The following is a 12063-nucleotide window of genomic DNA, read 5'->3' as shown; positions in this document are numbered from 1 at the left end:
TTAGTATAAAATTGCTCTACAAATGAAAAAGAATAGTATTGGATTTTTAATATTAAAATGACACAAAATGATTGAGTCTAAAGTGATATGCCCGTCCTGTAAAAAAAAATCTATATATGACCGTTACGATACTTTCTGGATGTGTAGCGAGTGTAATGAGAAATATACTTGTGAAGATGGGATACCTAAACTTTATTTTACAGACTCTATTAGTAAAGTAGACAAAAGGCTTAGAGAAAGACTTTATAAGTATACAGCTTGGTTTTATAATTTTTGGAATCCTTTCTTTATGCTTCCAGTTAGACCAGTAAGAGTATCTGTGAAATACTGGATTGTATATTTTTTATTAGTTTTTCTATTAATTTTCTCAGCATATAATTTGATAGATTTGGTTGCATTTCGTAGTATTAATAATGTAACCATTTTTGATTTTTTATTGTTTATACCAACGGCAATATTGATTGTTTATTTAACAAAATATCCTCGATATGCATATTTGCTTTTGCTTTCGATTCCAATAAAAATTATACTTAAGATTCGAAATTTCACACCTAAGAAAAGCCACGCTTCTGTTCATAAGGCGTTTCAAAGGGAATATTTAGAGTCAGATAAAAAAATACAAATGCTTGATATTGCCAGTGGTACTGGTAATTCACTATTTCGACATGGTTGGATGAATTTGAATGCAGACTACACGGCTGTAGATTATTCTTTAGAAATGATAGTACAGGCGAGAAGTTTAATGAGTAAGCAGAAAGTTCCAGCAGATTTTATTGTAGCAGATGCTACTAATCTTCCTTTTGAATCTGAAACTTTTGATATTACCACCAATTATGGTGCAGTTAATGGGTTTTCCGACCCCAAAACTGCTCTGAAGGAAATGGTTAGAGTGACTAAAAAAGGTGGTAAAATCCTGTTTTTAGACGAACAAGAGTACGAATCAGCCACATGGGTAGAACATTTTTATTTTAAGAAAGTATTTGCTTGTCTCAACACTATTATTGGATGCCCTGTTAACTTACTGCCTGATGATCTTGAGGAAATAGAAGTATATCAAGTATATGAGTTTGTTTATATATGTACAGCAAGAAAAAAAATGTAATTTTTCTTCCCTTAAAACCGAACTGTTTAAAAGCAGAGCAAATAACCTAAAATTAAACAGTATTATATGACAAAATTAAATCTTCACTGTAACTGATTGCAAATATTTTGAAGGAGTTTGGTAAAGTTAATATTTAGAGAAAATTAATGATGAATATGGTTTAAGTTCAGCAACTTTTTATAGGCGAGCCAATTGAAAATTTTTCATAAAGTTTTGAGATTATTTTTGGTTTAGTCCTTTAGTGATTCTATTTTTAATATCAACTTTTTCTTTGATTAATGTAAACAATTACATCATTGATAAATTTAAATTCTTCAACTTCTTCTTTTGAGACATCAATATTAAAATTAGAATCCAAAAAAGAAACTAGCCCTAAGGAAGAAAGTGAATCAAATTGAATAGGTGTTTCATAAATATCGAAATCTTCCTCCAGCTCTAAGAGTTCTGCAATTTCTTCAATAATTTCATTACTTTTCATTATATATAATTGTTTTAAATATTTCTGTATTTGATAAGTTTACAACACAATTTGCATATGACAAACCGACCCCATATCCACTCAAAAACGTATTGCCCTTTTCAACGTTAAAGAATTTCTCTGTAAGCGCTAATGGAATTGAAGCGGGCCCTGTATTTCCAAATCCGTTTAAAACAATTGGTGATTTAGAATTATCAATCTTCAATGCTTTATTTAAAAATTTAATGATAAAATCATTCGCTTGATGAAAAATAACATTATCAAAATCATCAATGTTTTTATCAAGGTACTTTAGGTTTTCCTTAATAGATTTTGGAACATATTTACTGACAAACTTGAAAACTTCAAAACCATCCATAAAAAACTCATCTGACTTCATGATGAGAGCATCTGGTTTTTCATCTACTGATCTAATATCAAAAAAAGTGGGAGACTTATTTTCTGAAGAAGAAACTATACAAGCAGATCCTCCATCTCCAAAAACACTTTTAGTGGCAAAATCTTCTTTGTTTAAATATTTTGTTAATACATCACCACATAATAACAGCACGTTTTTTATTTTTTTATTCTGAAGTAAACTATATGACTGAAAAAGTCCTTGAATAAAACCAGTGCATCCTAACGGTAAATCAAAACAGGTAGTGTCATTGTTTAAACCTAATTTTCTTCTAATCTTAAATGAGGTCTGTGGCATAACATAATCTCTAGTTTGACTTACGAAAACAATCGAATCAATCTCGTTTTTGTTGAAGTTGAGTTCTTTAAATAAACTTTCAGCAGATTTAATACAAAGATCTGATGCAGTTGTATCAGAGTTGGCTATCCTAATCGATTCTATTCCAGTTACCTGTGATGTCTTTTTTAATCGAATTTCACTTTCGTTTTTGAAAATTGATTTGAGATCCATCAAATTTTCTGGAACACAGGAGGTTATTCCTAAGATTTCAGTATTATTGAATTCAATCATTCTTTTTCTTTTTTCTAATTATTAATTTATCTCATTCAAAAAAATCTGAATGGACTACTAGATATGTTTTGTAAAATTTATTTACAAATGCTGTCAATATAGACATTTATTAGTTCTTATGAATATTTTACCTATCACATTTATTTTACCAGCTATTAAATTTCATTATCCATTCTTCTTTCCTCTATTTGTGATTTTTAATTCATCAAATGAAATTAATACAGGGATTTTAAATTTATCAAGTCTTTCTCTACATGTTTTTTTTATTAATTTTTTCAAGAGCTTCTTGTCATCAAAATTAGTGTGTATTTTTGCACATACAATATTACCTGTTATGTTATTTTGTTGACCATAAACGGTAGAATCTATAACTTGGTCAATGGAATTTAATACCTCTTCAACTTCAGAAGGATAAACCTTTAATCCTCCTACATTGATTATTTTATTTTTTCTTCCGATGATTTTTATATATCCATCATCATCAGTCTCAACCAGATCACCTGTTGCATACCAACCATCTTCTTTGAAATTTTCATTGCTATGATTCAAATATCCTTTTATAGAAGTTTTAGATCTTAAGTATAGTTCATCATTTACAATCTTAAAATCTTTTTCATTATCAATTATTTTAAAAAAGAGACTATCAGAGGATTTACTTTTAGTTTTTAAAATGCCCGTTTCACTCGTTCCGAAAGTTTGTAACAGTTTAATATTTGGAAGAAAAGAGTTTATTTTTTTTAATAGAACTTCCGACATCCTTTCAGTTCCATAAGTTATTAGTTTTAAAGATTGTAATTTTTTTGGATTAAAATTATCATCTATTAATAATAGATTTAAAAAAGTAGGAGTTGTTGGCAAAATATTTACATTGTATTTTTCAATTAAATTTATGATAGTGGAAGGATTTCTATCTTTTGGAATTACAAAAGGTGAACCGGTAATCAGGCAATTTAATAATGTATTTAGACCTCCTATATGATCAAACATTAATAAGATAATAAAGAGTAGAGATCTTTTTTTTCGAGGTTTTTTTATTGATTTTATGATTTCAGAAAAATTCTGAATCATCACTTTTGGTTTTCCCGTAGTTCCACTAGAAAATAGAATAATTCCTGCATCTCCTTTAGTTGTATAAATGGTATACTGGTTTGAAGGTGTAGAAGTTGAATTCATTTTTTCAACTATAAGAGAACCGTCTTTATCAAATGAAATGATTTTATCTGGATTAGAAGAGCTTATTTTATCAAGAAGTTCTTTTTGGGTAGTTTTTACAATTGGAATAATATTGACCGGATATTCTGATAATAAAAGAAGAAGAGATATTGAATGAAAATTATAATCTGAGTATATAACAATATTTTCATTTTTAGTAATTTCTTTATTTATCTTGACTCTAAATTTCTCGATCTGATTTATTAAATCATCAAATGTATACGAGCTATTTTCATCAATGATAGAAATCCCGTTATATGATTTCAAAATATTATTTATCATAACCCACCCAAATAAATTTTTTGACCAGTTATAAAAGAACTTTTTTCACTCATAAAAAAATCAACTACATTCATTATGTCATCAAAAGTTCCAAATCTTTTCAAGGTTTGTTGATTCAGTATTTCTTGAACTTTATCTTTTGGAACTACTTTTATTAAATCTGTTAAAACGGGTGTTGGGCCAATCACATTCACTGTTATATTATACCTGGAAATTTCCTTGGATAGTATTTTACTCATGGTTTCTATAGCGCTTTTACTTGACGCATAAACCATTTCTCCTTCTAAGTACATAGGAACAGCTACAGTTGAAAAATTTATAATTCTACCAAATTTTTGTTTCATCATCAATTTTGAACATTCCCTAGAAAAAAGAAATGTTCCTAGATAATTTGTGTCAAAAAGATCTTTAACCGTAGAAACAGGTGTTAATACGGAATGGTTCATAGAAGCTTTTCCTGCATTATTAATTAAAACATCTATCGACCCAAATTTTTTCTTAGCTTCTTTCACTATCCTTTTCACATCCTTTTCAGAGGTAACATCACCAATTACATGAAAATAATTTTGATGAACTAAGTTGGTATTTGATCTAGAGCATCCAACCAAGTTAAACCCCTTTTTTAAATAGTGTTCGGTCAAACTTCTTCCAATACCTTTCCTATTGCCTGTTATTAATATGGTTTTATTCATTCACTTCTTCTAAAATAAAATCATACATTAATTGCAAACTAATAAACGGACTATTTCTTCTTGACATAGCTTTTTCAGATGCTAATTGAATTTCAATATCGTAGTTTTCATCCAAAAATTGTTCAACTTCAACTATAAACTGGACCAGTTCAAGAGAATCAAAGATTGAAGAGCTACCTATTAACCTAGTATTTTCGTCTATTTCACAATTAATCTCAATTTCATTTTCTTGAATAAAATCGTTTAATAGATTAATTAGATCAATTTTCAAATTTTCAAATTTCATAAACCTTTATTATATATATATCTTAATCCAAATATACATAATTGTATTTTTTAAACTAGCCTTTCTCAGTATTCTGTAAAATGTTTTAATTCTTATTGTTTATCAACCCAAATTCAGAATGAATTATCATATTAATACTATTTATGTTGATCTTAAAGTAGTTATAATTACGCTTATGGTAAATCTTTTTTCAAATAGATAGGGGTAGTATTTAATATGTTTACAAGTATTTTAATATAAGTATGACTAGATTAAGTTATAGAGAAAACTCAAAACCCTCCTAAAGTTAATTGCTTGATGTAAATTTTGACTTATTTGATAAATTGTTAAACGTGTTTTAGAGATAATAATTATTTAATGAAGTTCATAAAGAATCATATACTTATTCCTAAAGGTGTATACTAATCTTAGCCGCAAACCAACTTGAAACTAATTAGCATGAATTACCTTATTATCTCTTAATTAATAAAAATGGAGATTATTGATTGTTTATAAAATTAATACTCACTTGCCGATACAAAAATTACCAAAAATGTTACCTAAAATATCTTTGTCAACATCAAATTCACCGGTAATATTTCCTAAGTGGCGTAAACATTCACGTATATCTATTGCAAATAGGTCAGAAGGTAGTTTATTATCAACACCATTTTGAACTGCCAAAATGCTTTCTAGGGCATTATTGAGAGCTTCAAAATGGCGTGAATTGGTTACAATCGTTTCATTATTACTTAGCGCGCCGGTATTGACCAATGAGGTTAGTTCTGATTTTAGCACATCAATACCAACGCCTGTTTTGGCGGAGAGTAATAATGCATTTGGAATTTTGTCTTTGATAATTGAAATTTCTTCATCCGTTCTTTCATCAATCTTATTTACTACCACTAATAATCTTTTAGTAGTAAAACGATTACGCACTTGTTCTAGTTCAACTTTTAACTCAGAACTCCGAGCTTCGAACTTTTCCGAATTTATAAGGAAAATTACCAGCTGTGCGTTATCTGCTTTTTCATAGGTTTTTTTAATGCCAATATTCTCTACGACGTCTTTGGTTTCACGTATACCAGCAGTATCTATAAATCTAAAAGCTACACCATCTATAATAACTTCATCTTCTATAGCATCACGTGTGGTACCGGCTATATCAGAGACAATTGCTTTTTCTTCATTCAACAATGCATTGAGTAGAGTAGACTTTCCAACATTAGGCTCACCAATAATGGCAACGGGTATTCCATTTTTCATAGCATTACCAAATGCAAAGCTGTCAATCAACCGTTTTAATACAGAAGTGATCTTAGCCAATAGTTCTTTGAACTGCGTTCTATCTGCAAATTCTACATCTTCACCGGAGAAATCTAATTCCAACTCAATCAAAGAGGCAAAATCTAATAATTGTTGACGTAAAGCTTTTAATTCATTAGCAATTCCGCCACGCATTTGTTGTATTGCCATTTGATGCGAAGCTTCAGAATTAGATGCAATCACATCAGCTACAGCTTCAGCCTGGCTTAAGTCCATCTTACCATTTAAAAAAGCGCGCATAGTAAACTCACCATTATCTGCCATTCTACATCCATTTTTTAAAAACAGCTGAAGAATTTCCTTTTGTATATAGTCGGATCCGTGACAATTAATCTCTATTACGTCTTCACCGGTGTAGGAGTGAGGATTCCGAAAAATGGAGATTAATACCTGATCTAATACTTTTTCATTTTCTTTTATATGACCTAAATGTATAGTATATGATTTTTGATTTACAAGCGATTTATCCTTTTTAATAGACGTAAACAAACCATCTGTAATTGAAATGGCGGCGTCTCCTGAAATACGTAATACAGATATAGCACCAACACCAGAAGGTGTAGCTAACGCGATAATGGTATCATTTTGAATCATAGAGTGCAAAATTAAGAAATTCATTATCGGTAGAACGCACATTAAAATGTGTTTCAACCCTTTGTAGATGAACTATTTGTAACAAAACATTGAGTTTTGCGTCTAATTAATAAAGTATTCATTAATCAAAAACCAATAAAATGAAATCAAATAAACAACTTTTAGTACTCACACATCTAAGTCAGTTATTAGACTTAGTAACTGTGGTAGGGGGCTTTTTAGTTCCACTGATCATATGGATAACTAATAAAGACAGCATACAGAATATGGATGAGCACGGTAAATCAATTATTAACTTTAGATTGAGCATGATCATCTACTTTTTACTATGCTTTCCGTTAATCTTATTTTTTGGCCTTGGATTGCTAGGATTTTTAATAATTCCGGTATTATACTTCATTTTTCCAATAGTTAATGCCGTAAAAGCAAGTAATGGTGAAGAACCTAGTTACCCATTTTCCATGAAACTTATATAACACAAGAAAATTTAAATGTTAAAAAATCACTCTTTTTTGGAGTGATTTTTTTGTTTTCGGTAATAAAATTTTTAAAAATTGAATTTAAATATTTGATTATCAAATATTTATAAATAAATAGAAAACTCCCTGAAAACCATGAATTTTAAAAATCACTAAATGCTCTATTGTGAGATATGTAGATACGGTATATGTTTGTACTGTAATTATTTGAAAAGATAATAAAACGATAATTTAAACGTTCTTAAACATATACTCCGCAAGGAGATAACGAAAGGGGAGAAAGGAGAGAAGCGAAAAGTTAGTCCTATGAGTTAACGCCTACAAGTAACTTTTCTCCTTACTATTTTTTCAAAAATTCTTACTCCGTTTGGGGTTAAAAACAGGGGAGAAAGGAGAGCAGTTAGTTAATAAGCCAAGTCTTAATCTACAATTAACTGATCTCCTTATTTTTTTGCCTAATTTTAAGCTATCCGTGCACTTTTGCTTTATTTCCTCGGGTTTTCATAAATGCTGCTTCATAAGCTAGCAGGTCTTTCCACTTGGTATCAACTATCATTCTGTCAAGATATTCTCTGGCAAAACCAAGGAATAATGTATAATGATTGGCTTCAGATACCATTAAATCTTTATAGAATTGAGATAATTCTTGATCTTCTAAATTTTCAGAAAATACTTTAAAGCGTTCGCAACTTCTAGCTTCTATTAATGCAGCATATAATAATCTATGTACCAATTGCTCATTTCTTGATCCGCCTTTTGGGAAAAACTTTCGTAAATATAATGCATAGTCATTGCTCTGTTCTCTACCCAAAGTCATATCTCTTGATTTCATCAATTCATGCACCATTTTAAAGTGTTCCATTTCTTCTAAGGCAATATCTGCCATGGCAGTCACCAATTTAGTTTCTTCAGGAAAATTAATGATAATTGAAACTGCATTGGAAGCAGCTTTTTGCTCAGCAAAAGCATGATCAGTTAAGATCTGTTGTAAATCATCTTTAGCAACTTCAACCCAGGAAGTTTCTGTTTCAAATTGTAATCCTAGCATTTTACAGGTCTAATTTAAATGTACTTTTTAATTTTGCTAATGCCTTATTCTTTTCTAGCAGTTTATTGTATTTCTCTTGAGGCGTATACGCAAACTTTTTAGTATTCTTCTCATTTACAATGATTTGAAAATCAAGACTATAGTTGTTTAATGAAGCTCTTAAAAACTTTAATAATCTAGGCTTTATTTTATTGAATTCAGCTTTCATAATACTGTTGGGAAATGTTAACTCTATTGAATTTACATTTACTTTGGGCTGATCAGAAGCCATAATAGAAGCTACTATTTTTTCGCCATTTTGATGAAGCTTTTCAATAAATTGTTCCCATAATTCAAAAAACTGCTTTTCTGTAAAAGGGTCTTTCGGAAGATCTGCCAGATTTACATTTTCTAAAGCTTCCTCTCTCTTTTCTTCTTTCTTTTTTAATACAGTATTTAAAGAAAGTGCTGAAGAACGTCTACGTTCTGTTTTTAAAATTGGTTTTTCTGGAATGGAAACAGGTTGTTTAGACTGTACCTGAGATGAAGACACTGGAATTTCAGAAGCAGTATTTACTTCTTTTTTTGCATATTCTTTTGGGGTTTCTTGAACTTTCTTTTTAGCAACGTCAATAAAATTCTTCGCAGGAATTATAAAGTGCTTAGGCTTTTTTTTTTCACCATCAAAGGTGATGGATGCCAATTGCATGAGCGCTAATTCAGCTAATAAACGCTGATTCTTACTGCTTTTATACTTTAAGTCACAGTCATTAGCCAAATCAATAGCTTTTAGTAAGAAATTCATAGGAGCTTTTACTGCTTGTTCAAGATACTGCTTTTTGGCAGTATCACCAACTTCTAACAAATCTACAGTGGCTTTGTCTTTGGCTACTAATAGATCCCTAAAATGGGAAGCTAAGCCGGCAATAAAATGATGCCCGTCAAAACCTTTTCCTAATATTTCATTGAAGTAAACCAAAACTCCTGGAATATCATTTGCTAATAACAAATCAGTTGTTTTGAAATACGAATCGTAGTCAAGAACATTTAAATTTTTAGCTACAGCTTGCCGTGTTAAATCATTTCCGGAAAAGCTTACCACACGATCAAAAATAGACAGTGCATCACGCATAGCACCATCTGCTTTTTGTGCAATAATATGTAGGGCATCGTCGTCAGCTTCTATACTTTCCCGTAGCGAAATTTTATTTAAATATGACTTTATATCAGAAACTGTAATTCTTTTAAAGTCAAATATTTGACACCTAGAAAGGATTGTAGGTATAATTTTGTGTTTTTCTGTGGTAGCCAGTATGAATATGGCATGTGCAGGAGGTTCTTCTAAAGTCTTTAAAAAGGCATTAAAAGCGGCTTGTGAAAGCATATGCACCTCATCAATAATATACACTTTATACTTACCAACTTGTGGAGGTATTCTTACCTGATCGGTTAGACTTCTAATGTCATCTACTGAATTGTTAGAAGCAGCATCTAACTCAAAAATATTAAAAGCAAAATCCTCATCAGGATTCACTTGCTGATCACCTTGATTGATTTGTTTTGCCAGGATTCTGGCACAAGAAGTTTTACCAACCCCTCGTGGGCCAGTAAATAATAATGCTTGTGCTAAATGATTACTTTTTATAGCGTTTTTAAGCGTATTGGTAATCGCTTGTTGCCCAACGACATCTTCAAAAGTCTGAGGACGGTATTTGCGAGCAGATACTATAAAATGTTCCATGAAGTAACTTCGTAATTAAGAATTACAAAGGTATAAATTAACCATAGATTTTATCGTATAGGTCTTTATATATTTCTTTAATGACTTTACGCTTCATTTTCATGGTAGGAGTGAGTTCACCACTATCTATACTCCATACATTCGGCGTTAGCTCAAAGCGTTTAATTTGTTCCCATTTACCAAATTTGGTATTACAGGCAATCACTTCTTCCTGAATTTTATTAATGATAACTTCTGAACTTGCTATTTCTTCAAACGAAGTACCTATATCTTGTCCTTCATCAGAAATCCATTCACGTATGTATTCAAAATTTGGTTGGATCAACGCTGCTGGCATTTTTTCACCTTCGCCAACAACCATAATTTGTTCTATAAATAATGATTGTTTAAACTGTCCTTCTAATAATGGTGGAATTACGTACTTTCCACCAGAAGTTTTAAACATTTCTTTGATACGTCCAGTAATTTTTAAAAATCCATCTTCAATTTTTCCTTTATCTCCAGTATGAAAATATCCATCTTTTAGAACTTCAGCCGTCTTTTCTGGATCCTTATAATAGCCTTGCATTACATTAGGGCCTTTTACAAGAATTTCATCATTCTCTCCAATTTTAACTTCAACTCCATCAATAACTCTTCCAACTGTACCTATTCTAAAACCTCCATTTTGTTGATCATTTACAGATACTACAGGTGAAGTCTCGGTTAGACCATAACCTTCCATAATGGGCATACCTGCAGCAGCAAAAACACGTGCCAAACGTTGTTGTAAGGCCGCACTACCGGAAACCATAAGTTCTAAATTTCCGCCTAAAGCTTCCTGCCATTTACTAAAGATCAACTTTCTGGCTAGGCCTAACTGCTTTTCATACCACCATCCATTTTTACCGTATGGTTCATATTTTAAGCCCAAATTAATTGCCCAAAAGAATAATTTTTTCTTGATACCTGTAAGATCTTCACCTTTTGCATAGATTTTATCATAAATCTTTTCGTAAAGCCTAGGTACGGCCGTCATCACATTAGGTTTTACCTCTTGTGCATTTTCACTTAATTTATCTATGGCCTCAGCATAGTAAATTGAAACCCCACAATACTGATATAAGTACAAGATCATACGTTCAAAGACATGGCATACCGGTAAAAAACTTAAAGCTTTTGAATTACCGTAATTTAGAGGCACTCTTTTCTCACTAGCCAAAACGTTAGTAACTAAATTGTTATGAGAGAGCATAACTCCTTTTGGCCTTCCAGTAGTACCCGAAGTATAAATCAAAGTAGCAAGATCATCAGGAACAACATTTGCTTTACATGTTTCAACATCATTTTGGTTACTACCATCTTTACCCAATTCAAGAACCTCTCTCCAACTTTTCTCTCCAGCAATATCATCAAAAGTATACACACCTTTTAATTGTGTATTGCCCTTTATTTGATTAAGTTTTTCAATAATGGTAATATCAGAAGCAAAGCAGTAAATTGATTCTGAATGATTCAGTACGTATTTATAATCTTCCTTTGATATGGTAGGGTATATAGGCACACTTTGTGCTCCTAATTGTAAAATGGCTACATCCATGACATTCCACTCCGTTCTGTTGGTGGTAGAAATAATGGCAACTTTATCATTTTTTTTAACCCCTAATCGAAGTAGACCTCTACTTACGGCGTTGGCCTGGTCTATATATTCTTGACTGGAAGTAGAAACCCATTTTCCATCATATTTAGTAACAAGGGCCTCTTTTAAGTTGTATTTATCAAGTTGGTAGTAAGCAAAGTCAAAAATGCGTGTAATTTCTGTAGACATAAATTTATAATTTGGGGGAATGCAAAGTATAAAAATTAAGCCTATTTAACAAATACTTTAGATGATCTTTCAATAACTGCCATTTTCATAA

Annotated in this window: 11 protein-coding genes; 2 read left to right on the top strand and 9 right to left on the bottom strand. The window is 30.9% G+C overall.

Annotated elements, in window-relative coordinates:
• Positions 1 to 67 precede the first annotated feature (67 nt).
• Positions 68 to 1102 (top strand): class I SAM-dependent methyltransferase, encoded by a 1035-nt coding sequence (locus tag AC1EU5_RS12645; protein WP_480192763.1) that lies wholly within the window; start codon positions 68 to 70, stop codon positions 1100 to 1102.
• A 259-nt stretch (positions 1103 to 1361) separates the two neighbouring features.
• Here the strand turns inward: AC1EU5_RS12645 and AC1EU5_RS12640 are convergent, their stop codons facing one another.
• From AC1EU5_RS12640 to mnmE, 6 genes are all read right to left on the bottom strand, one after another.
• Positions 1362 to 1580, bottom strand: coding sequence for a hypothetical protein (locus AC1EU5_RS12640; protein WP_480192762.1), 219 nt, complete (start codon positions 1578 to 1580; stop codon positions 1362 to 1364).
• Positions 1570 to 2547: a ketoacyl-ACP synthase III gene (locus AC1EU5_RS12635; protein ID WP_480192761.1), complete on the bottom strand. Its 978-nt coding sequence runs from the start codon at positions 2545 to 2547 to the stop codon at positions 1570 to 1572. The genes AC1EU5_RS12640 and AC1EU5_RS12635 overlap by 11 nt, the downstream gene beginning before the upstream one ends.
• A gap of 165 nt (positions 2548 to 2712) precedes the next feature.
• Entirely contained in the window at positions 2713 to 4041 is a 1329-nt protein-coding gene (locus AC1EU5_RS12630) for an ANL family adenylate-forming protein (protein ID WP_480192760.1), read from the bottom strand.
• Positions 4038 to 4733, bottom strand: coding sequence for an SDR family NAD(P)-dependent oxidoreductase (locus AC1EU5_RS12625; RefSeq protein WP_480192759.1), 696 nt, complete (start codon positions 4731 to 4733; stop codon positions 4038 to 4040). Before AC1EU5_RS12625 ends, AC1EU5_RS12630 begins: the two co-directional genes overlap by 4 nt.
• Positions 4726 to 5019: a hypothetical protein gene (locus AC1EU5_RS12620; RefSeq protein WP_480192758.1), complete on the bottom strand. Its 294-nt coding sequence runs from the start codon at positions 5017 to 5019 to the stop codon at positions 4726 to 4728. Before AC1EU5_RS12620 ends, AC1EU5_RS12625 begins: the two co-directional genes overlap by 8 nt.
• A gap of 504 nt (positions 5020 to 5523) precedes the next feature.
• On the bottom strand, positions 5524 to 6918 hold the full coding sequence (gene mnmE / locus AC1EU5_RS12615; RefSeq protein ID WP_480192757.1) for a tRNA uridine-5-carboxymethylaminomethyl(34) synthesis GTPase MnmE: 1395 nt from the start codon (positions 6916 to 6918) through the stop codon (positions 5524 to 5526).
• A gap of 140 nt (positions 6919 to 7058) precedes the next feature.
• On the opposite strand from mnmE, the gene AC1EU5_RS12610 reads away from it, so the two are divergent.
• A complete protein-coding gene (locus AC1EU5_RS12610; protein ID WP_480192756.1) occupies positions 7059 to 7394 on the top strand; it encodes a DUF4870 domain-containing protein in 336 nt (111 codons plus the stop codon).
• A 469-nt stretch (positions 7395 to 7863) separates the two neighbouring features.
• Here the strand turns inward: AC1EU5_RS12610 and AC1EU5_RS12605 are convergent, their stop codons facing one another.
• From AC1EU5_RS12605 to AC1EU5_RS12595, 3 genes are read right to left on the bottom strand one after another with little or no spacing between them, the layout of a single operon-like run.
• The gene (locus tag AC1EU5_RS12605) at positions 7864 to 8445 is read right to left on the bottom strand and encodes a MiaE family protein (RefSeq protein ID WP_480192755.1); all 582 of its coding nucleotides are present in this window, start codon (positions 8443 to 8445) and stop codon (positions 7864 to 7866) included.
• A 1-nt stretch (position 8446) separates the two neighbouring features.
• Positions 8447 to 10165, bottom strand: coding sequence for a DNA polymerase III subunit gamma/tau (locus tag AC1EU5_RS12600; RefSeq protein WP_480192754.1), 1719 nt, complete (start codon positions 10163 to 10165; stop codon positions 8447 to 8449).
• Positions 10166 to 10202: 37 nt separating this feature from the next.
• Positions 10203 to 11972 carry an AMP-dependent synthetase/ligase gene (locus AC1EU5_RS12595; protein WP_480192753.1) on the bottom strand — a complete coding sequence of 590 codons (1770 nt, stop codon included), beginning with the start codon at positions 11970 to 11972 and terminating at the stop codon, positions 10203 to 10205.
• Positions 11973 to 12063 lie beyond the last annotated feature (91 nt).

Source organism: Maritimimonas sp. 2405UD52-3 (genome assembly GCF_056591715.1).
Note: the sequence above shows the minus strand (reverse complement) of the source record. Positions and strands in the feature narration are given on the sequence as shown.

What these genes read in the sequence shown, in the direction of transcription:
- AC1EU5_RS12645 (WP_480192763.1), top strand. Translation starts at nt 68, where the DNA reads ATGATTGAGTCTAAAGTGATATGCCCGTCCTGTAAAAAAAAATCTATA.
- AC1EU5_RS12630 (WP_480192760.1), bottom strand. Translation starts at nt 4,041, where the DNA reads ATGATAAATAATATTTTGAAATCATATAACGGGATTTCTATCATTGAT.
- AC1EU5_RS12600 (WP_480192754.1), bottom strand. Translation starts at nt 10,165, where the DNA reads ATGGAACATTTTATAGTATCTGCTCGCAAATACCGTCCTCAGACTTTT.
- AC1EU5_RS12640 (WP_480192762.1), bottom strand. Translation starts at nt 1,580, where the DNA reads ATGAAAAGTAATGAAATTATTGAAGAAATTGCAGAACTCTTAGAGCTG.
- AC1EU5_RS12620 (WP_480192758.1), bottom strand. Translation starts at nt 5,019, where the DNA reads ATGAAATTTGAAAATTTGAAAATTGATCTAATTAATCTATTAAACGAT.
- mnmE (WP_480192757.1), bottom strand. Translation starts at nt 6,918, where the DNA reads ATGATTCAAAATGATACCATTATCGCGTTAGCTACACCTTCTGGTGTT.
- AC1EU5_RS12635 (WP_480192761.1), bottom strand. Translation starts at nt 2,547, where the DNA reads ATGATTGAATTCAATAATACTGAAATCTTAGGAATAACCTCCTGTGTT.
- AC1EU5_RS12625 (WP_480192759.1), bottom strand. Translation starts at nt 4,733, where the DNA reads ATGAATAAAACCATATTAATAACAGGCAATAGGAAAGGTATTGGAAGA.
- AC1EU5_RS12605 (WP_480192755.1), bottom strand. Translation starts at nt 8,445, where the DNA reads ATGCTAGGATTACAATTTGAAACAGAAACTTCCTGGGTTGAAGTTGCT.
- AC1EU5_RS12610 (WP_480192756.1), top strand. Translation starts at nt 7,059, where the DNA reads ATGAAATCAAATAAACAACTTTTAGTACTCACACATCTAAGTCAGTTA.
- AC1EU5_RS12595 (WP_480192753.1), bottom strand. Translation starts at nt 11,972, where the DNA reads ATGTCTACAGAAATTACACGCATTTTTGACTTTGCTTACTACCAACTT.